Raw genomic sequence first — 21,019 nt, forward strand, 5'->3', positions numbered from 1 at the left:
GCAACAATCGTCATTCCCATCAGGACGCTGGGCCGACAAGCTGCGGTATTTCCCAATTCCGCTGTCGACCATGGCACCGCCCTCCACCTCCATGTCGCTGCAGCGGTTCGGCCGCTGATGTCCCGCGCTGCGCTGCTGGTCGTACTCGCATTGCTGCTGGCGATGATCGTTGCCGCCGTTGCCGAATGGACGTCGCGCGTCCGCACCGGATTGGCCTCGCTGCGCCGGAGCAGCGCACTGCGAACGCTGGATGCCGATGAACACGCGGCACTGGCAACGGTGCGCGCACTGACCGGCTGCGTCCATGACGACCAGGTGCAGGTACTGCGCGGAAAGTTCACCGGAGGCTCCGTCAGCCGCCACTACCCGGTCTCCGACGGCCTGCTGGGTGGCATTCCCGTGCTGCTGCCGCGGCAGGCATGCCCACACCTTGCGGCGGACAATGACGCCGAAGTGGTGCTGGGCGAACGCTGGGCCGTTGTGGTGCGTCTCAATGGATTCCATGTGGCCGCAATGCGACCGGTTGCAGCCGCCAGCAGGATCCGGGGCGAGCGTCTGGAGACACCGGAAGAAGTCGCGATGCGACGCGGACCCGGATTGCGCCCGTCCGCGCTGTTGATCGCGGTACTGGCGCTATGGGCCGCTGCCGATGCGTCCGGCCTGCTCTGCCTGCCCCTGCCGCGTGATGTCAGCTACCTGTCAGGAGTGCCCCTGCTCGCCATTGCCGGCCTGGGGTTCTGGCTGGGTCGACCGCGCCGCAGTGGCCCTGCGACGGCACAGCGCGTGCTGCAGGTGCAGGGGCGCCTGCGCGCATACCAGCGGAACGGACAGACATCGCGGGCGTGGCTGCTGGGCAACGACCTGCGCGTGCAGCTTCCATGGGAGTGGGTGGACGCCGAGGGATTCACCACGGGTCGCTCGATGCGCCTGGATGTACGCGCCTGTGATGGCAAGGTGCTGGCCGCCGGACCAGGATGGTGCCTGGCCAGCGACCGGCTGAGCTACCCGGCCAGCGGGGGGTTCTGGCACCTGGCCTGGCTCGGCCTGCTGCTGCTTTTACAAGTGCTCGGCGTCATCTGGTTGCCCCTGCCGCAGCGGCCGGACCTGGGCTGGCCGGGCGTACTCCATTGGCAGCTGTTCGCGCTGTTGGCGGCGGGCTGGCACGTGCTGATGCTCGTCGTGTGTGTTCGTCGGTCCGTCAGCCGCACTGCCGCACTTGGCGCCGCGCTCAAGGCGCGCCCGGCCCCCGGCACTGAATGATTCACGCCATCCCGTCGCGGCGTCTCACATGCTGAGATCCATCTGTGTTGCCATGTGAACCCCTGAAAATCGACTTCCCATGGCCTACGAACTCGCCAAGCGCACCGCCGATGCGGAGCAGCAGCTCGCCACCCGCGATGGCCTGCCCGCGCGCGATGGCGCACTGCTCAGTGCACGCCTGCAGCGCCGCTACCAGGACCGCATCACCGGCAGCTTCGCCATTCCCGGCCGCGAAGGCCGCTACGCGCCGATTCCCGATTCCGTGCCACCGGCCCTGACTGCAGCACTGAAGGCACGTGGCATCGAACAGCTCTACAGCCACCAGGCAGAGGCCTGGGAGGCCAGCCAGCGTGGCGACCACGTCGCCATCGTTACCCCCACCGCCAGCGGCAAGTCGCTGTGCTACACCCTGCCGGTGGTCAGCGCTGCCATGCAGGACAAGGCCAAGGCGCTGTACCTGTTCCCCACCAAGGCACTGGCCCAGGACCAGGTGGCCGAACTGCTGGAGCTCAACCGCGCCGGCGACCTCGGGGTGAAGGCCTTCACCTTCGACGGCGACACCCCGGGCGACGCGCGGCAGGCGATCCGCCTGCATGGCGACATCGTGGTCTCCAACCCGGACATGCTGCACCAGGCGATCCTGCCGCATCACACCAAGTGGGCGCAGTTCTTCGAGAACCTGCGCTACATCGTCATCGACGAAGTACACACCTATCGCGGCGTGTTCGGCAGCCATGTCACCAACGTGCTGCGCCGGCTCAAGCGCATCTGCGCGTTCTACGGGGTGCAACCGCAGTTCATCCTGTGCTCGGCCACCATCGGCAACCCGCAGGCGCATGCCGAGGCGCTGATCGAAGCACCGGTCACCGCCATCACCGAATCCGGTGCACCCAGCGGGCCGAAGCAGGTGCTGCTGTGGAATCCGCCGGTGATCAACCCCGATCTGGGCCTGCGTGCCTCGGCGCGCTCGCAGAGCAACCGCATCGCCCGCATCGCGATCAAATCCGGCCTGAAGACGCTGGTGTTCGCGCAGACCCGGCTGATGGTGGAGGTGCTGACCAAGTACCTGAAGGACATCTTCGATCACGATCCGCGCAAGCCACCGCGTATCCGCGCCTACCGCGGCGGCTACCTGCCCACCGAGCGCCGCGAGACCGAGCGTGCGATGCGTGCCGGCAACATCGACGGCATCGTCAGCACCTCGGCGCTGGAACTGGGCGTGGACATCGGCAGCCTGGACGTGGTGATCCTCAACGGTTACCCCGGCAGCGTGGCTGCCACCTGGCAGCGCTTCGGCCGCGCCGGACGCCGCCAGCAGCCCGCACTCGGAGTGATGGTGGCCAGTTCGCAGCCGCTGGACCAGTACGTGGTGCGCCATCCGGACTTCTTCGCCGAGGCGTCGCCGGAACACGCACGCATCGCGCCCGACCAGCCGTTGATCCTGTTCGATCACATCCGCTGCGCGGCGTTCGAACTGCCGTTCCGGGTCGGCGATGGCTTCGGCCCGATCGATCCTGAAGTGTTCCTGGAAGCACTGGCCGAAACCGAGGTCATCCACCGCGAAGGCGAACGCTGGGAGTGGATCGCCGACAGCTATCCGGCCAACGCGGTCAGCCTGCGCGCGGTGGCCGATGGCAACTTCGTGGTGGTCGACCGCAGCGATGGCCGCCAGCAGATCATCGCCGAAGTGGACTACTCCGCTGCAGCGCTGACCCTGTACGAAGGCGCCATCCACATGGTGCAGTCCACGCCCTACCAGGTGGAAACGCTGGACTGGGAGGGCCGCAAGGCCTACGTCACCCGCACCCACGTGGACTACTACACCGACAGCATCGACTTCACCAGGCTCAAGGTGCTGGACCGTTTCGATGGCGGCGTGGCCGGCCGTGGTGATTCGCACCATGGCGAAGTGCACGTGGTGCGCCGCGTGGCCGGTTACAAGAAGATCCGGTACTACACCCACGAGAACATCGGCTACGGCCCGGTCAACCTGCCCGACCAGGAACTGCACACCACCGCGGTGTGGTGGCAGCTGCCGCAGGCGCTGCTGCTGCGCGCCTTCGCCAGCAAGCAGGATGCGCTGGATGGGTTCCTCGGCGCCGCCTATGCACTGCACATCGTAGCCACGGTGGCGGTGATGGCCGATGCGCGCGACCTGCAGAAGTCGGTGGGCAACGGCGATGGCACCTGGATCGCGATTGCCGACCAGAGCGGGCGCGGCCAGCTGCGGGGCAGCGATGGCGAGCCTGGCGCGGTGGAACTGCTGCAGGAATTCGTGCCGACCGTATACCTGTACGACAATTTCCCCGGTGGCGTCGGCCTGAGCGAGCCGCTGTGGCAGCGCCAGGCCGAGCTGGTGCAGCGCGCGCGCGAACTGGTACAGCGCTGCGACTGCAAGGCGGGTTGCCCGGCCTGTGTCGGCCCGGTGCTGGCCGCGCAGGAACAGGATGAAACCTCGCCGCGTGCGCTGGCGCTGCGCGTGCTCGACCTGTTCGATGCGCAGGCCTGCCAGCAGGTGGCCGATGTGGTGGTGAGCACACGCGACCCGATGGAGCTGATCGCCCCGTGAGCCTGAGCCTGGACAAGCTGCGGCTGCTTCGCAAGCAGGCGGGTGACCCGAAAGCAGCCACGCCTGCCGCGCCGACGCAGCAGACGCCGCCGGCACTGATGGCCGCCAACGATGCGCGGCAGCCACCGGCCGAGCGTTCGGTGTTTGCCTGGGTGGAACAGGAGATCCGCCACAAGCCGACCGGCACCGCCACCACCACGCCTGCGCCAGCAGCACTGCGACGGCCCGAGGTCGGCAGCCTGCATCGCCTGCTCGGCATGCGCTCGCGGGGTGGCCCTGCGCCGGCACGCGCCAGCGCGCAGGATCGCCAACTGCCCGGCAACGAGATTGCGCCCGGCCTGTTCCTGATCGAGTCACTGCTGCCGCAGCCGATTCCCGCCATGCCGCTGTCGCTGGCCTTCGCCAAGCGCGAGGGTGAGCACGTGGCTGCGCGCGACCTGCTGTTCTTCGATACCGAGACCACCGGCCTGGCCGGCGGCACCGGCACCCGCGCCTTCATGATCGGCGCCGCCGACTGGCATGTGTGCCCGCAGCGTGGCGAAGGCCTGCGCATCCGCCAGCTGCTGATGTCGACGATGGCTGCCGAGGAGGAGATGCTGGCCGCTTTCGCCAGCTGGCTGCAGCCGCATACCGTGTTCTGCAGCTACAACGGCCGCAGCTACGATGCCCCACTGCTGAAGACACGCTATCGGCTGGCCCGCCAGGCCGATCCCATCACCGCACTGGACCATGTCGACCTGCTGTATCCCACCCGCCGCCGTTACCGCGGTACGTGGGAGAACTGCAAGCTGTCCACCATCGAGCGGCAACTGCTGCGCGTGGTGCGCGAAGATGACCTGCCCGGCTCGGAAGCCCCCGCCGCATGGCTGCGTTACCTGCGTGGCGGTGATGCGGTGAATCTGCGCCGGGTGGCCGACCACAACCACCAGGATGTGGTGACCCTGGCCCTGCTGCTGCAGCGGTTGGTGCGGGAAGAGCAGCGCGAACGGGAAACCCTGGCGCTGGTAAGCGGATGAACGGAGAGGGCGGATCCAGGCCGCGTTGACATCACTGACACAGGGCTCGGCGACACTGCCGCTACTGAACACCACCCAGGAGTACTGCCATGCGTCGATCCCCCCTGTTGCTGCTTGCAGCCATCCTGCCGCTGGCCGCCTGCAGCCATGCCGGTGGCAACGCCTCCGCCGATGCCGGCAGCCTGCCAGCCAAGGTGTCCGATGGTCCGCAGGAGTGCCGCCCCGAGGCTCTGGACGCATTCACCGGCAAGACCGCCGACGAAGCGACGATCAAGAAGCTGGTGGCCGACAGTGGCGCGCGCAACGCACGCGTGGTCAAACCGGGGATGGCGGTGACCATGGACTTCCGCCAGGACCGGGTGACCGTGCAGGTGGACGCGCAGAACCGTATCGAACGCGCCAGCTGCGGTTGATGGGGTAGCGCCGGGCCCTGCCCGGCGAATTCCATTCGCATACGCGCCGCTGCGGGCGCCGGGCATGGCCCGGCGCTCCGCTCTGTCAGAGCCGCTCGGCCTTGCCGCTGGCCAGCGCACGCGCGATGACCTGCTCTGCCTGCTTCGCTGCCTGTGCCTGCAGCCGTGCCTGGCGCTCACCCAACGCGGCCTGTTGACTGCCCAGTGCCGCCTGCTGGCTTCCCAGCGCGGCCTGCTGGCTGGCGAGTCGGCTCATCTCGCGGCTACGCTCGGACTGCAGCGCCTGGTTGCGGGCAACCTGTGATGCGCGCTGTGCTTCGGCCGCAGCCTTGCGTGCAATCGCCGCATCATCCACCGCGCCGCGTGTAGCCCGCGCCGCTTCGGCTGCCGCTTCGCGATTGATGTCGCGATCGTTGATCGCACTGCGTGCAGCCCGTGCGGCGGCGAGGGCGATCTCACGCGCCTCTTCGCCCTGCAGCCTGCCCAGCTCGCCCTGCTCGCGGCCGAGCTGGCCCTGCTGACGACCCAGCACACTCTGCTGGCGCCCCAGTTCACTCTGCTGGCGGCTCAGGTCGACGGCGCCGGCATAGGCACGCTGCAACGACTGGATCAGCATCGGATCGCGCACGACGTAGCGCTTGTCGCCCTGGCGGAACCACAGGGCGGGGCCGTCACCAAGCCGGCTGCGCGCCTGCATCACATCGTCCATGCCGGCATTGGCGAACGCCTGGCCGTGATCGACGAGGACGAAGGCCTGCTGTGGCGGCGTACCCAGATCCAGCTGGCCATGGGTGACGATGGTGGTCTGCGAGTGCGCATGGGTGCCTGCGTCCTGCTCCTCGTCTTCATTGACGTCGGCAGGTTCCTCAGGCTCGGCCGGTTCTGCCGGCTCGGCCCAGTCGGCCGGCTCTGCCGGTACCGCTGCGGCAGGCGGCGCTGCCGGCGCCGGGGGTGCTGCGGGCGGCGGCGGCGGCGCTGGCACAGCGCGCGGCGGTGCAGGCGGTGCAGGCGGGACAGGCGCGGCCACCAGCCGCATCGGCGCCACTCCCACGGCCAACACGACCAGCGTCAAGCCGACGGCCAGCAGGCGTGGGCACGCCCGGTGCGACTGCAGCGACAGCAGGCGGCGCTTGAGGCTGGTGGTGCTGGGCGCTGCGCTGGCCACGCCGAGGTGTGGCTGCGGCGCCACACCCAGCTGCAGCAGCAACCGGCCATAGGCATGGCGGCTGGCACCGTGCTGGCCGACCACCGCCGCATCCACGGCTTCCTCGCGGGCCTGGGCGTATTCGCGCACGGCCAGGCGCAGCAGCGGATGGAAGAAGAACAGGTGCTGGGCCAAGGCAGGCAGCAGCCCCCACTGCAGGTCACGACGCTGCAGGTGTTGCAGCTCGTGGGTCAGCGCCAGGTCCAGCGCATCGCCCTGCAGCGCGTTCATTCCCGCCGGCAGCAGCAGCACCGGGCGGAACGGCCCGACCAGCTGCGGCGCGTCCACCTGGTCGCTCATCCACAGGCGCGGCGCGCGGCGCAGGCCGTGCGCATCCGAGGCCAGCTGCAGCGCCTGCACCAGCGCCTGGTCCTCGCACGGATACGACGCCGCCAGCAGCGCACGGCAACGGCGCCATTCGCCGAAGGTCCGCAACGCCATCAGCAGTACACCGGACATCCACAGCGCGGCCAGGGCCAACGCCCACCAGGCCACCGGGGTGCTGCCGACATCACCCATCGGCGTGTTCGCCAGCAGGTGCGCCGATGCCTCCGGTGCCATCGTATATATCGCGTCCGCCGCAAGATCCACGGTCGTCATGGCCACCGCATCGGGTGCGGGCAACCAGGCCAGCTGCAGCGGTTGGCTCCACAACAGACCGACCACCGCCTGCAGCGACACCAGCCACCACAACCGGCAACGGGTGGCCGCCGACAGTGCCGGCAGCGCGCGGCACAGCAGGTACACCAGCGCCACCAGCAGCACGGTCTGCAGGCTGGTCCAACCCAGCCGTTCCAGCATCGGAATCAACATCGAGGTATCCATGGCTCAGTCCTCCTGGCGACGCGATTGCAGTTCGGCCACCAGCGCTTCCAGTTCGGCCAGTTCGTTGTCGCTGACCTTCTGCCGCTGCGACAGGTACGCCACGAATGGCGACACCGAGCCCTGCAGCGTGTTGTCGACGAACTGGGCAACGGCGCCCTGCAGCACGCTCTCCGGGCCACGGGTGGGCTGGTAACGGTAGACACCCTGCTGCTGCCTGCGCTGCAGGTAACCCTTGGCGCGCAGGCGCTCCATCATCGTCAACACCGTGGACCGGGCCAGTCCGCGCGGTTCGCCATAGCCGCTGGCGACCTCGCCGACGCTGGCCGGTGCCTGCTCATCCACATACTGCAGCAGGGCCAGTTCCTGGTCCCCGATGGTCTTGCCACGCATGACAACACTCCCTTGACTACACGTGTCGCTACTGTTGCCATGACGACACCTGTAGTCAACCCCCCGGAAGTCATGGGCCGACGAACGGTAGGGCGCGCAGCCGGCTTAAACCTTTTACGCCGGGCGCGCATCCGACCCATGGCCTGTCGCCTGCGGCAGCCGTCATCGCCGCCGATCTTTCCGTCCTCCGGGAACCCGCATGCCTCGCCAGACGCTACGAACCCTGCTCATGATCATCAGCCTGCTGCCCTTCGCCGCCGTCTCTGCCAACCAGGACCAGGCCAACGACCAGACCCGTCGTTTCATCCGCCAGACCATGCAGGAACAGCGCATCCCGGGCCTGCAGATCGCGGTGGTCAAGGATGGCCAGGTGGTGCTGTCGGAAACCTATGGGCTGGCCAACGTCGAGAACGGCGTGGTCGCCACCCGCAGCAGCCGGTTCCCGCTCAACTCGGCCACCAAATCCTTCACCGGCGTCGCTCTGGCGCAGCTGGCACAGGACGGGCGGGTGGATCTGGTCGCGCCCATCGCGCGCTATCTCGACGACCTGCCCGAAAGCTGGCGGGCGGTGCGGGTGCGCCAGCTGCTCGCCCACACTTCCGGCCTGCCCGACATCCTCGATGCAGAGGGATTGCTGGGTGGGGGCTCGGAACAGGATGCATGGCAGGCGGTCCGCGCGCTGCCGGCAGAGGCCAGGGCCGGCGAGCGCTTCCAGTACAACCAGACCAACTACCTGCTGCTGGCGAGGATCATCGCGCGGCAATCCGGCATGCCCTACGAACGCTTCCTGGCCACCGGCCAGTTCTCCACCGCGCGCATGGCACGCACCACGTTCGGCGACAGCTACGACCTGATCCCGGATGTGGCGACGATGTACAGCTACCTGCCACGCGCCACCGATGCAAAGGATGCGCCGCCGCGCCTGTCGCACTGGTTCTACGACATGCCGCCCGGCCTGTGGGCCGGCGGCGGCATCCTCACCACGGCCGATGACACCGCGCGCTGGTTGGTTGCATTGCAGGAGGGACGCCTGCTGGAGCAGCGCGCGGTGCAGCAGATGTGGTCGGCCGAACGCCTCAATGATGGCAGTGCCGGCGACTGGGCCGCAGGCTGGCCGGTGTTCAACACCGCACCCGACCTGCAGGTGGGTGGCATGGGCGGCGCGCGCTCGGCCTTCATCGTCTACCCAGAGCGCGAGCTCGCCGTTGTCGTGCTGACCAATCTGGTCGGCGCCAATCCGCAGCAGTTCATACCGCGCATCGCCGGTTTCTACACTGCCGCGCCCAAGGGCGTTGCCGCCGCGCGCTAACCGCGCGGCCCGCCCATCACCGGCAGGATCACCCCGCTGATGTAGCTGGCGCAGGCCGGTGAGGCCAGGAACACATAGGCCGGCGACAGCTCTTCGGGCTGTGCCGGCCGCCCCATGTCACTGTCCTTGCCGAACTCGGCCACGTCCTTGGCCTGCTTGTCGGCCGGGTTCAACGGCGTCCACACCGGACCCGGCGCCACGCAGTTGACCCGGATGCCACGTGGCAGCAACTGGCTGGCCAGCGCCTTGGTGAACGCATGGATCGCCCCCTTGGTAGCCGAGTAATCGATCAGTGCCTTGCTGCCGAACAGGCCGGTTTCCGAGCCGGTGTTGATGATGCTGGCGCCCTCGCCCAAGTGTGGCAGCACTGCGCGTGCCATCTGGATGTAGCCGCCGATGTTGGTCTGCAGGGTTTCCTGCAGGTGCGCGTCTTCTAGGTCTTCCAGGCGCTCGCAGTGCAGCTGGAACGCCGCGTTGTTGACCAGGATGTCGATGCCACCAAACGCCTTGGCCACCTGTTTGACTGCCTTGTTGCAGAAGCGCGGGTCGCGCACGTCGCCGGCGATCACCACGCAGCGGCCGCCCTCTTTTTCCACGTGCTGACGCGTCAACTCGGCGTCCTTGGCTTCATCCAGATGCAGCACGGCAACGTCGGCGCCTTCGCGGGCGAACAGTACCGCCACCGCCCGGCCGATGCCGGAATCACCACCGGTGACGATGGCTCGCATCCCTTGCAGCTTGCCGCTGCCAACATAGTCCGGGGCCAGGAAGCGCGGCGCCAGCTCCAGTGCATGCTCGTGGCCGGGCTTGGCCAGATGCTGCGCCGGCATCTTCTCCGGCTGATGGCGCGGTCCGGCCTGGGTGGCGGTCTTCTTTTTTGCCGCCTTCTTCGCTACGCGTACATCCTTCGCCTTTTCCTGGTCCTGCAGGCGCCGCTGCCGCGCTGCGACACGCGCCGCGCGTGGATCGGAAGCGGCGGTCTTGCGGGTGGCGGTCTTCACCACGCGCGGGCGATCGGACGTGGTGGCTTCGGCGGCGGCGGGCGCTGCCTGGGTGCCTTTGCGTACCTTCGGCGATGCCTTGCGGCGGGCGGGGGTCTTCTTGGTGGTGGCCATGCAGGTCTCCTCGGGAGGATGGGGGTTGCCGGCCAGCGGCCGGCACTACCGGGGCGCGTGCGCCGCAGTACCGGGGGCGGCGTGCGCCGCTCGTGCAGTGTCTCCACGCAGGCTGTTGGCGGCAGTGAGCGCACTGTGTCCATCGCGTGCACGGCATTCATTCCGCCACCACGCGTGTCGTCGCACCCTGCAGGCCACAACACGAGGAACGTCCCCCATGAAACATGCCATTGCCACCGCCGCCGTCTGCTTCGCTCTCGCCGCCTGCAGCAGCAGCCCAGTCGCCCAGGTCCAGCCGATCGATGGGGTGATTTCAGGCCAGTGCCACACCGACAAGGTGCGCGGCGCAGTCGGCCTGGCCGCTTCGGGCATGACCATCGAACGTGCGCGCGTGGACAGCGACAGCCTGCACGTGCAGGTAACCCGCGGCAGTCGCGAGCGCAGCGGCAACACCGCCAGCGGCGCTGCCGATCCGGCCGCCGGCGCAGCCACGGAAGGTGGGGATCGCCTGACCATCGAAACCGGCCGCACCAACAACATCACCGCCATCTACTGCGGCTGACCTGCCTTGCGGCTGAGCCGCCGGGCCCGGCGCAGCACCTTCAGTGTCGCCTGCTCCCACTGCCGCGGGCCGCGCAGGCCCGCCAGTGCGGTCAGTTCGCCGCGTTCCCAACCGGCGAACACGCAGGGATCGATGTAGGCCTTGCGGCATACCGCTGGCGTATTGCCCAAGCGCGCAGCCACCTGGCACACCACCTCGCGTTGCGCCTTGGCCAGCGCGCGTTGGCTGGCCGGCTCGGGCAGCTCGGTGGCGGCGAAGGCCTGCACCGCCGCCATCGTGCCGCCCCAGGTGCGGAAGTCCTTGGCGGTGAAGTCCTCGCCCATAACGTCGCGAAGGTAGTCGTTGACCGCGCCCGAATCCACCGGCTGCACCTCGCCCGCGTCGTCGCGGTACTGGAACAGGGCCTGACCCGGCAGCTGCTGCACGCTGCGCACCAGCGCGCCCAGCCGACGGTCACCGACCACCACCTCCTGCAACTGCCCGGACTTGCCCCGGAAGCGCATGCGCACCCGGCCACCCCGAAGCAGGTCCAAGTGACGGTTGCGCAACGTTGTCAGGCCGTACGACTTGTTCTCCTGCGCGTAGGTTTCATTGCCCACCCGCACCAGCGTGTCAGCCAGCAGCGCGACCACGACCGCCAGCACCTTCTCGCGCGGAAAACCGCTGCGCTTGAGGTCGCGGCCCAGGCGCCGCCGCAGCGCTGGCAACGCCTGGCCGAAGGCGATGGTGCGGTCGAACTTGCCGGCGTCGCGAACGGCCGCCCAGTCGGCGTGGTAGCGGTACTGCTTGCGCCCGCGCGCGTCGCGGCCGGTGGCCTGCAGGTGGCCATCGGCGCGGGCACAGATCCACACGGCGGTATAGGCCGGTGGAATGGCCAGCGCGCGGATGCGCTGCAGGGTGGCGGCATCGCGCACGGCATGACCATCGGCATCGCGATAGGAAAAACCCTTGCCGGCGCGGACGCGGCTGAAACCGGGCTGGGTGTCATCGACGTAGCGCAGGCCGGCGGCGCGCGCGGCCTGGCGTTCGGGTGTGGGGGTCGCTGGCATGCCTGCAGTCTGCCGATCGGCGCGGCGTGGCCACGTCAATAACGCAAGACAAACACGTGAGGGCGGGTTCGCCGCTATGCTCGGCCTTTCACCGTCCCTTCCATTCCGGAGTCATGATGTCGTTCCCGATCCGCGCCCGTTCCCTCTCCGCCCTGCTGCTGCCGGCCGTGCTGGCCCTGACCGCCTGCCAGGCGCCGTCGCTGGATGAGCAGGATTCGGCCACCGCCCACGCACAGCAGGCCGCCGAGGCCGCCAAGGCGCCGGCCGACGAAGCCGGCAAGGCCACCGAAGCACCGCCGGTCGGCAACTGCGATGCCAGCCAGGTGCAGAGCCTGGTCGGCCAGCCCTACACCGAAGCGCTCGGCAAGCAGGCCCAGGAAGATGCCGCGGCCAAGCAGCTGCGCGTGCTGCACCCCAATGACGTCACCACGATGGAGTTCCTGGGCGACCGCCTGAACATCGAAGTGGACGCAAAGGACGTGGTAAGCGGCGTCCGCTGCGGCTGAGGAACCCCGCGCCGGCAAGCGTTTGCCGGCGCTTTGGTTGCGCCTGCAACCGTGTATTGCGGCGTTGCAGCAACCTGTGATCTAGTCGAGGCATCCGGTGGCCTCATGATGCGCTCCAGGAAGAGCACGGCGTGTGCGTCAGGGTGAGTGTGAAGGCACTTGGCGTGCGGCCAGACAAGGCGCGCGCCGCCGCGCAGGCGAGTGCCTGCGCAAGGTGAGCAACGCCGTATGGGCGTGCGCCAAGCGGCTTCCCGACGGGCCGCGCCATGCGCGGCACACTCCACCATGACGTACAGGGCGTGCTCTACAGAGCGGGCAGGAGTGTCCCCGTTCATTTCAATCTGCATCGAGGTAGAGATGGCCCCCCGCAACCGCCAAGGGCTTTACGACCCGCGCTCCGAGCGCGATGCCTGTGGATTTGGCATGGTCGCCCAGCTCGACGACCAGCCTTCGCGCCTGCTGGTGGATACCGCCATCGCTGCGCTCTCGCGCATGACCCACCGTGGTGGTGTCGCCGCCGATGGGCTCACCGGCGATGGCTGTGGCCTGCTGCTGCGCCGCCCCGATGCCTTCCTGAAACTGCTGGCCAGTGAAGCCGGCATCGCCGTCGGCGCGCGCTTCACTGCGGGCCTGGTGTTCCTGCCGCACGATGCCGATGCCGCGCAGGCCTGCCGCACGCAGCTGCAGCAGCAGATCGAAGCGGTGGGCTGCAAGGTGGCCGGCTGGCGCGAGGTACCGACCGACGACAGCGTCTGCGGACAACTGGCACGCGACACCCTGCCGCGCATCGAGCAGGTGTTCGTCGATGCCGGCGTCGGCCAGGATGACGCCGGCTTCGGCCTGGCCCTGTTCCTGGCCCGCCGCCGCAGCGAACAGCAGCTGCGCGCGCACGCCGACTACTACGTCACCACGCTCAGCCCCAACGCCATCAGCTACAAGGGCATGGTGCTGCCGGACAAGCTCAGCCGCTTCTTCCCGGACCTGCAGCGGCGCGAACTGGCCTCCAGCGCCATCGTGTTCCACCAGCGCTTCTCCACCAATACGCTGCCGCGCTGGCCGCTGGCGCACCCGTTCCGGATGCTCGCCCACAACGGCGAGATCAACACCATCGAAGGCAACCGGCGCTGGGCACAGGCGCGCAGCAAGGTGTGGAAGACGCCCCGTTTCGACATCGGCGAGTTCGACCCGGTCATCTCCATGCACGGCTCCGATTCGCAGAGCCTGGACAACATGCTGGAACTGATGGTGTCCGCCGGCATGGAGCTGATCCAGGCCCTGCGCATCCTGGTGCCGCCGGCAACGCAGTCGTTGGAATTCAAGGACCCGGACCTGGCTGCGTTCTACGAGTTCCACGGCCTCAACAGCGAACCGTGGGACGGGCCGGCCGGCATCGTCGCCTGCGACAGCCGCTACGCGGTGTGCACTCTCGACCGCAACGGCCTGCGCCCGGCGCGCTGGATGCTGACCGCGGATCGTCACTTCCTGGTCGCCTCCGAAGCAGGCGTGTGGGAAGTACCGACCGAGCGCGTGGTGCGCAAGGGCAAGCTCGGCCCGGGCGAGATGATCGCCATCGACCTCAAGCGCGGTGACCTGCTCGATTCGGAGGCCATCGACCGCATCAACCGCGGCCGTGCACCGTACAAGCAGTGGCTGCAGCAGGGCGTCACCTACCTGCAGACCGAACTGATCGACCCGTCGCTGGTGGAAGAGCCGTTCGACGAAAGCACCCTGCGCAGCTACCACAAGCTGTACCAGCTCAGCAGCGAGGAAGTGGAACAGGTGCTGCGGCCGCTGGCCGAGACCGAGCAGGAAGCCACCGGCTCGATGGGCGATGACACGCCGATGGCCGTGCTCAGCCAGCGCAGCCGTCCGCTGTACGACTACTTCCGCCAGGCCTTCGCGCAGGTCACCAACCCGCCGATCGACCCGCTGCGCGAAGACTGCGCGATGTCCCTGTCCACCCAGCTCGGCAAGGAGACCAACATCTTCCATGCCGGCCCGGAGACGGTGAACCACGTCATCCTCAACTCGCCGGTGCTGAGCCAGCGCAAGCTCCGCCAGCTGCTGAAGATGGACCAGTACGTGCAGGCCAACCGCCTGCTCGACCTGTCCTACAGCGAAGAGGAAGGCCTGCGTGCGGGCATCGAACGCATCTGCGTCGAGGCCGAACAGGCTGCGCGCGACGGCATGGTGATGCTGCTGCTGTCCGACCGCTACCCGGTGGCCGGGCGGCCGATGGTGCATGCGCTGCTGGCCACCAGCGCCATCCACCACCACCTGTCACGGCTGGGCCTGCGCTGCGACGTCAACCTGATCGTCGAGACCGGCACCGCGCGCGACGCGCACCACATGGCCTGCCTGCTCGGCTTCGGTGCCACGGCGGTGTATCCGTACCTGGCCTACCAGACCCTGTTCGACCTCGGCCGACGCGGCATCCTCAAGCTCAGCAAGGGCGGTGAGCAGTCGCAGATCGGCCGCCGCTACCGCAAGGGCATCTACAAGGGCCTGTCCAAGATCATCTCGAAGATGGGCATCTGTACCGTGGCCAGCTACCGCGGTGCGCAGCTGTTCGAGATCATCGGCCTGGAGCCGGAGGTCGTGGATCTGTGCTTCCCCGATACCGCGTCGCGCATCGGTGGCGCCGGCTTCGCGCGCCTGGATGCCGACGCGCGCGAACTGTGCGCGCAGGCCTGGGACGCCCAGCAGGGCGTGGATGTCGGCGGCCTGCTGAAGTACGTGCACGGCGGCGAGTACCACATGTACAACCCGGACGTGGTGACCACCCTGCAGCGCGCAGCGCGCAGCGGTGACCCGCGTGCGTGGCAGCAGTACTGCGATGCCGTGCATGCGCGCCCGCCGTCGGCGCTGCGCGATCTGCTGCAGCTGGTGCCGGCGGCAACGCCGACACCACTGGACGAAGTGGCACCGGCCAGCGATCTGTTCCCGCGCTTCGATACCGCCGCGATCAGCCTCGGTGCGCTCTCTCCCGAGGCGCATGAAGCGCTGGCCATTGCGATGAACCGCCTCGGCGGCCGCAGCAATTCCGGCGAAGGTGGCGAAGACCCGGCGCGCTATGGCACCGACAAGCGCAGCAAGATCAAGCAGGTGGCCTCGGGCCGCTTCGGCGTCACCGCCGAATACCTGGTCAATGCTGAAGTGCTGCAGATCAAGGTTGCGCAGGGCGCCAAGCCCGGCGAAGGCGGCCAGCTGCCCGGGCACAAGGTCAATGAACTGATCGCACGCCTGCGCTATGCCAGGCCGGGCATCGGCCTGATCTCGCCGCCGCCGCACCACGACATCTACTCCATCGAAGACCTGGCGCAGCTGATCTACGACCTCAAGCAGGTCAACCCGACCGCGCTGGTGTCGGTGAAGCTGGTCAGCCATGCCGGCGTCGGCACGATCGCGGCGGGCGTGGTCAAGGCCGGTGCTGACCTGATCACCATTTCCGGCCATGACGGCGGTACCGGTGCTTCCCCGGTCAGCTCGATACGCTACGCCGGCGTGCCGTGGGAACTGGGCATCGCCGAGGCGCACCAGGCGCTGGTGGCCAACGACCTGCGTGGGCGCACCCTGCTGCAGACCGATGGCGGCCTGAAGACCGGCCTGGACGTGGTCAAGGCAGCGCTGCTGGGTGCGGACAGCTTCGGCTTCGGCACCGCGCCGATGATCGTGCTGGGCTGCAAGTACCTGCGCATCTGCCACCTCAACAACTGCGCCACCGGCGTCGCCACCCAGGACGAGCGCCTGCGCGAGAACCACTTCACCGGCCAGCCCGAGCGCGTGGAGAACTTCTTCCGCCTGCTGGCCGAGGAAGTACGCGGCTGGCTGTCGGTGCTGGGCGCACGTTCGCTGCAGGAAATCGTCGGCCGCACCGACCTGCTGCGCCAGCTTGAGGTCTCGCCGCGCGAGGACGTGCGCGTGGACCTGTCGCGGCTGCTGGCCGACGCCAGTTACCCGGGCAGCCACTGCGCCGCACAGCGCCTGTATGAATCTCCGGACAGCCTGGCCACGCAGATGGACGGCCTGCTGGCCGAGGCCATCGAACACAAGCGCGGTGGCGAGCATCGCTTCCTGATCCACAACACCGACCGCAGCATCGGCACCCGCCTGGCCGGCGCCGTGGCGCGCGCGCACGGCAACCAGGGCATGGCCGAATCGCCGCTGGAACTGCGCTTCCGCGGCAGCGCCGGGCAGAGCTTCGGCGCCTTCAACGTCGGCGGCCTGCACCTGGAAGTGGAGGGTGAAGCCAACGACTACGTCGGCAAGGGCATGGCCGGTGGCCGCCTGGTGGTGCGTCCGCCGCGTGGCGCACGCTTCGAGGCACGCAGCACCGCCATCATCGGCAACACCTGCCTATATGGCGCAACCGGTGGCGAGCTGTTCGCCGCTGGCCGTGCCGGTGAACGATTCGCCGTGCGCAACTCCGGCGCACTGGCGGTAGTGGAAGGCGCAGGCGATCACTGCTGCGAGTACATGACCGACGGCGTGGTGCTGGTGCTGGGCAAGGTCGGCCTCAACTTCGGTGCCGGCTTCACCGGTGGCCTGGCCTACGTGCTGGACGTGGACCGCGATTTCGTCGACCGCTACAACCACGAGCTGATCGACATCCATCGCGTCTCCGCCGAAGGGTTCGAGAACTACCGCCAGCACCTGCACCGCCTGATCGGCCGTCATCGCGAACTGACCGGCAGCATCTGGGCGCAGCAGATCATGGACGAGTTCCGTGATTACATCGGCAAGTTCTGGCTGGTCAAACCCAAGGCCGCCAGCATCGAGTCGCTGACCGAAACCCTGCGCCGCGCGGCGTGACACACCGCACGTGACGGATGCGCCGCATGCACTGGGCGCACCGGCTTCCCCACCGCTGTAGTGCCGGCCGCTGGCCGGCATCCGGAAATCCACAGAGTCCGCCATGAGCCGCAAGCACGCCTTCCAGTTCCTCGACCTGCCCCGGACCATGCCGCAGCGCATCCCGGTTGAACTGCGCACCTCCGGCGACTGGGGTGAGCTGTACGGAAAGTTCGGCAAGGAGGATGCGCAGTACCAGGCAGGCCGCTGCCTGGACTGCGGCAACCCGTACTGCAGCTGGAAGTGCCCGGTGCACAACGCCATTCCGCAATGGCTGCAGCTGGTGCAGGAGAACCGCATCCACGAAGCAGCCACGCTGTGCCACAGCACCAACCCGTTGCCGGAAGTGTGCGGCCGGGTGTGCCCGCAGGATCGCCTGTGCGAGGGCAGCTGCACGCTGGAAGAGTTTGGTGCGGTCACCATCGGCGCGGTGGAGAAGTACATCGTCGATACCGCGCTGGCTACCGGCTGGCGGCCGGACATGACGGCGGTGCAGCCCACCGGCCACACGGTGGCGGTGATCGGTGCCGGCCCCGCGGGGCTGGCCTGTGCCGACCGCCTGGCGCATGCCGGCATCACCGCGGTGGTCTACGACCGTTACGAACAGGTCGGTGGCCTGCTGCAGTTCGGCATCCCCAGTTTCAAGCTGGACAAGGACGTGATCCGTCGTCGTCGCGACGTGCTTGAAGGCATGGGCGTGCAGTTCCGCCTCGGCGTGGAGATCGGCCGCGACATCAGCCTGCAGCAGCTGCTGGACACCCACGATGCGGTGTTCGTCGGTACCGGCGCGTATCGCTACACCGATGGTGGCCTCGACGGCCAGGACCTGAAGGGCGTGCTGCCGGCATTGCCGTTCCTGGTGCAGAACAGCCGCATCGTCGGCGGCGATGATCCGCAGGGCCGCCCGATCGCCGGCTGGGAAGACCAGATCGCCCTGCCCGACCTCAATGGCAAGCGCGTGGTGGTCCTCGGCGGTGGCGACACTGGCATGGACTGCGTGCGCAGCGCGGTGCGACTGGGCGCGGCCAAGGTCACCTGTGCCTACCGCCGCGACGAAGCCAACATGCCGGGCAGCGCGCGCGAAGTGGCCAACGCGCGCGAGGAAGGCGTGCGCTTCCTGTTCAACCGTCAGCCGCTGTCGATCGAAGCCGGCGCCGATGATGAAGTGATCGGCGTCACCGTCATCGAGACGCGCCTGGGCGAACCCGATGCCAACGGCCGTCAGAACGCGGTGCAGATCGAGGGCAGCGAGTCGCTGCTGGAAGCAGACGTGGTCATCATCGCGTTCGGTTTCTCGCCCAGCGTGCCGTCGTGGCTGGCCGAGCATGGCGTGGAGGGCCAGGCAAACGGCCGCATCCTCGCCGGAGGCAAGGGCAAGCTGCCCTTCCAGACCGCACATCCCCGTCTGTTCGCAGGGGGTGACGCAGTGCGCGGTGCCGACCTGGTGGTGACCGCCGTGGCCGAAGGTCGCGACGCCGCCGCCAGCATCGCCCGGCTACTGGCGCACTGACAGATCGAGCGGCATCAGCACTGCGGCGAGGGTGGCATGCAGTGCCTGGCGGTCGACCGGCTTGGCGATGAAATGATCGATGCCAGCGTCGAGGCAGGCCTGGCGGGTACTGTCGAGCACGCTGGCGGTCAAGGCGATGATCGGCACCCTTGCCGCATCGGCACGAGGATCGGCGCGGATCGCGCGGGCCAGGGCAAAGCCGTCCATGCCCGGCATGTGGCAGTCGGTGATGACCAGCGCGAACCGTTGCGTCTGCCACGCCTGCCAGGCCTGCTCGCCATTGGCTACGGCATGCACCTGCAGGCCCAGATCCCGCAGCTGTCGCACCAGCAGCTGCAGGTTGGTGGGATGGTCTTCGGCAACCAGTACCCGTACCGGCGGCAATTCGTGCAGGCCAGCCGCATCATCACGATGCTCCACCGATGGCGCCTCGCAGGCCGGCAGGTACAGGTCCAGCCACACCGTGGTGCCCACGCCCGGCGTACTGCACAGGTGCAGTTGCCCGCCCATCGATGCCGCCAGGTCCCGGCAGATCGCCAGGCCCAGGCCGCTGCCACCGAAGCGCCGGGTGGTGGAGGCGTCGGCCTGGGTAAATGCTGCAAATACCGCCCGCTGGCGCTCACGGCTGATGCCCACGCCGGTATCGCTCACCTGCAGCCGCAGCTGCTGGCCACGCTCGCGCTGCTGCAGCACCCGCACCTGCAGGTCCACCCCACCGTGCAGGGTGAATTTCAGCGCATTCCCTGCCAGGTTGAACAGGATCTGGCGCAGGCGCAGCGCATCGGCCAACGATCCACGCTGCAGCGCAGGATCCACCTCGCAGCGCAGATGCAGCCCTTTGCTTGCCGCCACCGGCACCAGCAGGCGCTGCACCGCACGCAGCAGCCCGGCCAGGTCGGTGGGCAGGCACTGCGGTGGCTGTGGGCCGGACTGCAGGCGTTGGCTGTGCAGGACGTCATCAAGGATCTGCCGCAGCATCTGCGCGGCATCATCGATGGTCGCCAGTACCTGGCGCTGGCGCGCATCCAGCGCGCCGCTGCCGAAGCGCTCCAGCATTCCCAGCATGGTGCTCATCGGCGTGCGGATCTCGTGGCTCATGGTGGCCAGGAAATGGCTCTTGGCGGCAGCATCCTGCTCAGCATCACGCCGGGCATCGTTCAGTGCCTGCGTACGTGCGCGCGCCTCGGTGACATCCATCCAGTATCCGCTCCATTCCACGCCGCTGTCGCTGCAGGCAATCGGTCGCCCGTGCGAACGTACCCAGCGCCAGCCGTTGGGGCCGCGCGTGCGGAAGGTGATGTCGATGGGGCCGCGCACCAGCGCGGCGGCATCAACGCAGGCCAGCACCGAGCGGCGGTCCTGCGGATGGACTGCTGCCAGCAGGCTTCCATGGTCGACCCGCGCGGTATCTACGCTGATCCCGAACAGGGCATGCACATCGCCGGCAATGTGGGGAACGCTGTACTCGCCGGTGCTGCTGCGCCGCGCCTGGTACACCACCGCCGGCAGGTTGGCGGTGACCTCCTGCAGCTGCTGCTCCAGCGCCTGCCTGCGCAGGCCTTCGCGGTGCAGCCGCCAGTAGCCCAATGCGTGCACCAGGCCCATTGTCAGCAGCATCAGCAGCACTGCGATCAAGCCGCGCAGGGGCGACACCGGCGGCACGTGGCCGCGGCGAGGGGATGTCGAGACCCAATGGGCCCGCAATGCCTCGCGCTGCTCCTCCGTCATAGCTGCCTGCAGTTGGTTGAAGCGATCCACCAGGTGCGCGCACGCCGGCAGCGCCGCCAGTACCAGTGCGTCGCTGAAGCCGGCCGGCGCCGCCACGTCCAGCGCGCCGCCAGGCTGATCGCGCAGCGCCGCTTCCACTTCCACCAGGTTGCCCACCACTGCATCGATCTGGCCGCTGATCAGCAGCTGCAGCGCCTTGTCCAACGCCGCCACCTGCAGCAGCGGCACATGCGCGCCCGACTCCTCCAGCACCCTGGCAAGCGGCACGGTGTCGAGGCTGGCCACGCCGCGACCGTGCAGTCCGTCCAGGCCGTGGATCGGCAGCGCGTCGGGGCGTCGCACGATCACCTGCGGCACCTGCAGGTAGGGCACGCTGGCCACCCAGCCTTTCGGCGTCTGCGCGCGCGGCCAGCCGAGCACGGCGTGGGTCCCTGCAGGCAGCGCGGCAGCGGCCAGCGTCGTCGCCGCGACCGGTGTGGCGCGCAGCGTGGGCACCTGCTCCTGCAGCAGCGCCAGGTAGGCGGCCACCAGCCCCTGTGGCGTGTCGTCCTGACTGGACGACAACGGCGCACGGTCAGCGGGATAGGCAAGCAGGATGGGGCCTTCGCACTGTCCGGCCCAGGCCGGCGCCGACAACAGCGACAGGGCGGCGATGCGGGCCAAAGGGCCAGCGACATTCACGGTGGACATCCTCATGTCGCAGGCAGGGGCA

General features: G+C 68.5%; 14 protein-coding genes. 9 read left to right on the forward strand and 5 right to left on the reverse strand.

The window, feature by feature from the left end; all coding sequences use genetic code 11:
* Window positions 1-117: 117 nt before the first annotated feature.
* From ABIA73_RS06170 to ABIA73_RS06185, 4 genes are all read left to right on the forward strand, one after another.
* Entirely contained in the window at window positions 118-1,260 is a 1,143-nt protein-coding gene (locus ABIA73_RS06170) for an intracellular growth attenuator family protein (RefSeq protein WP_263929394.1), read from the forward strand.
* A 79-nt stretch (window positions 1,261-1,339) separates the two neighbouring features.
* Window positions 1,340-3,829 carry a DEAD/DEAH box helicase gene (locus ABIA73_RS06175; RefSeq protein ID WP_223483149.1) on the forward strand — a complete coding sequence of 830 codons (2,490 nt, stop codon included), beginning with the start codon at window positions 1,340-1,342 and terminating at the stop codon, window positions 3,827-3,829.
* Complete coding sequence (locus ABIA73_RS06180) at window positions 3,826-4,845, forward strand: ribonuclease H-like domain-containing protein (RefSeq protein ID WP_313446371.1); 1,020 nt, start codon at window positions 3,826-3,828, stop codon at window positions 4,843-4,845. The genes ABIA73_RS06175 and ABIA73_RS06180 overlap by 4 nt, the downstream gene beginning before the upstream one ends.
* 89 nt (window positions 4,846-4,934) lie before the next feature.
* On the forward strand, window positions 4,935-5,258 hold the full coding sequence (locus ABIA73_RS06185) for an I78 family peptidase inhibitor (RefSeq protein WP_025876032.1): 324 nt from the start codon (window positions 4,935-4,937) through the stop codon (window positions 5,256-5,258).
* 85 nt (window positions 5,259-5,343) lie between these two features.
* Here ABIA73_RS06185 and ABIA73_RS06190 read toward each other — a convergent pair whose 3' ends face one another.
* Both ABIA73_RS06190 and ABIA73_RS06195 read right to left on the reverse strand, forming a co-directional pair.
* Window positions 5,344-7,287 (reverse strand): M56 family metallopeptidase, encoded by a 1,944-nt coding sequence (locus ABIA73_RS06190; RefSeq protein ID WP_059063112.1) that lies wholly within the window; start codon window positions 7,285-7,287, stop codon window positions 5,344-5,346.
* A 3-nt stretch (window positions 7,288-7,290) separates the two neighbouring features.
* Window positions 7,291-7,677 carry a BlaI/MecI/CopY family transcriptional regulator gene (locus ABIA73_RS06195; protein ID WP_025876036.1) on the reverse strand — a complete coding sequence of 129 codons (387 nt, stop codon included), beginning with the start codon at window positions 7,675-7,677 and terminating at the stop codon, window positions 7,291-7,293.
* A 229-nt stretch (window positions 7,678-7,906) separates the two neighbouring features.
* On the opposite strand from ABIA73_RS06195, the gene ABIA73_RS06200 reads away from it, so the two are divergent.
* On the forward strand, window positions 7,907-8,986 hold the full coding sequence (locus tag ABIA73_RS06200; protein WP_354275546.1) for a serine hydrolase domain-containing protein: 1,080 nt from the start codon (window positions 7,907-7,909) through the stop codon (window positions 8,984-8,986).
* Here the strand turns inward: ABIA73_RS06200 and ABIA73_RS06205 are convergent.
* Window positions 8,983-10,101: an SDR family oxidoreductase gene (locus ABIA73_RS06205; protein ID WP_354275547.1), complete on the reverse strand. Its 1,119-nt coding sequence runs from the start codon at window positions 10,099-10,101 to the stop codon at window positions 8,983-8,985. The genes ABIA73_RS06200 and ABIA73_RS06205 overlap by 4 nt on opposite strands.
* 217 nt (window positions 10,102-10,318) lie before the next feature.
* Between ABIA73_RS06205 and ABIA73_RS06210 the strand changes: the two genes are divergently transcribed.
* Complete coding sequence (locus tag ABIA73_RS06210) at window positions 10,319-10,663, forward strand: putative periplasmic lipoprotein (protein WP_025876040.1); 345 nt, start codon at window positions 10,319-10,321, stop codon at window positions 10,661-10,663.
* Here the strand turns inward: ABIA73_RS06210 and ABIA73_RS06215 are convergent.
* On the reverse strand, window positions 10,651-11,712 hold the full coding sequence (locus tag ABIA73_RS06215) for a DNA topoisomerase IB (RefSeq protein ID WP_301866927.1): 1,062 nt from the start codon (window positions 11,710-11,712) through the stop codon (window positions 10,651-10,653). The two genes, ABIA73_RS06210 and ABIA73_RS06215, sit on opposite strands and share 13 nt — an antisense overlap.
* 116 nt (window positions 11,713-11,828) lie before the next feature.
* Between ABIA73_RS06215 and ABIA73_RS06220 the strand changes: the two genes are divergently transcribed.
* The 3 genes from ABIA73_RS06220 to ABIA73_RS06230 all read left to right on the forward strand — a co-directional run bounded on the left by ABIA73_RS06220 (window position 11,829) and on the right by ABIA73_RS06230 (window position 18,579).
* On the forward strand, window positions 11,829-12,218 hold the full coding sequence (locus ABIA73_RS06220; RefSeq protein ID WP_025876043.1) for an I78 family peptidase inhibitor: 390 nt from the start codon (window positions 11,829-11,831) through the stop codon (window positions 12,216-12,218).
* Window positions 12,219-12,575: 357 nt separating this feature from the next.
* Window positions 12,576-17,030 carry a glutamate synthase large subunit gene (gene gltB / locus ABIA73_RS06225; protein ID WP_025876046.1) on the forward strand — a complete coding sequence of 1,485 codons (4,455 nt, stop codon included), beginning with the start codon at window positions 12,576-12,578 and terminating at the stop codon, window positions 17,028-17,030.
* 103 nt (window positions 17,031-17,133) lie between these two features.
* Window positions 17,134-18,579: a glutamate synthase small subunit GltD family protein gene (locus ABIA73_RS06230; RefSeq protein ID WP_025876048.1), complete on the forward strand. Its 1,446-nt coding sequence runs from the start codon at window positions 17,134-17,136 to the stop codon at window positions 18,577-18,579.
* Here ABIA73_RS06230 and ABIA73_RS06235 read toward each other — a convergent pair.
* A complete protein-coding gene (locus ABIA73_RS06235) occupies window positions 18,565-20,988 on the reverse strand; it encodes a response regulator (protein WP_502960546.1) in 2,424 nt (807 codons plus the stop codon). The two genes, ABIA73_RS06230 and ABIA73_RS06235, sit on opposite strands and share 15 nt — an antisense overlap.
* Between the last annotated feature and the right edge of the window lie 31 nt (window positions 20,989-21,019).

This window comes from Stenotrophomonas sp. 2694, from assembly GCF_040548715.1.
GTDB classification, from domain to species: domain Bacteria; phylum Pseudomonadota; class Gammaproteobacteria; order Xanthomonadales; family Xanthomonadaceae; genus Stenotrophomonas; species Stenotrophomonas indicatrix.

What these genes read in the sequence shown, in the direction of transcription:
- ABIA73_RS06170 (WP_263929394.1), top strand. Translation starts at nt 118, where the DNA reads ATGTCCCGCGCTGCGCTGCTGGTCGTACTCGCATTGCTGCTGGCGATG.
- ABIA73_RS06200 (WP_354275546.1), top strand. Translation starts at nt 7,907, where the DNA reads ATGATCATCAGCCTGCTGCCCTTCGCCGCCGTCTCTGCCAACCAGGAC.
- ABIA73_RS06230 (WP_025876048.1), top strand. Translation starts at nt 17,134, where the DNA reads ATGAGCCGCAAGCACGCCTTCCAGTTCCTCGACCTGCCCCGGACCATG.
- ABIA73_RS06190 (WP_059063112.1), bottom strand. Translation starts at nt 7,287, where the DNA reads ATGGATACCTCGATGTTGATTCCGATGCTGGAACGGCTGGGTTGGACC.
- ABIA73_RS06215 (WP_301866927.1), bottom strand. Translation starts at nt 11,712, where the DNA reads ATGCCAGCGACCCCCACACCCGAACGCCAGGCCGCGCGCGCCGCCGGC.
- ABIA73_RS06195 (WP_025876036.1), bottom strand. Translation starts at nt 7,677, where the DNA reads ATGCGTGGCAAGACCATCGGGGACCAGGAACTGGCCCTGCTGCAGTAT.
- ABIA73_RS06210 (WP_025876040.1), top strand. Translation starts at nt 10,319, where the DNA reads ATGAAACATGCCATTGCCACCGCCGCCGTCTGCTTCGCTCTCGCCGCC.
- ABIA73_RS06205 (WP_354275547.1), bottom strand. Translation starts at nt 10,101, where the DNA reads ATGGCCACCACCAAGAAGACCCCCGCCCGCCGCAAGGCATCGCCGAAG.
- gltB (WP_025876046.1), top strand. Translation starts at nt 12,576, where the DNA reads ATGGCCCCCCGCAACCGCCAAGGGCTTTACGACCCGCGCTCCGAGCGC.
- ABIA73_RS06220 (WP_025876043.1), top strand. Translation starts at nt 11,829, where the DNA reads ATGTCGTTCCCGATCCGCGCCCGTTCCCTCTCCGCCCTGCTGCTGCCG.
- ABIA73_RS06175 (WP_223483149.1), top strand. Translation starts at nt 1,340, where the DNA reads ATGGCCTACGAACTCGCCAAGCGCACCGCCGATGCGGAGCAGCAGCTC.
- ABIA73_RS06185 (WP_025876032.1), top strand. Translation starts at nt 4,935, where the DNA reads ATGCGTCGATCCCCCCTGTTGCTGCTTGCAGCCATCCTGCCGCTGGCC.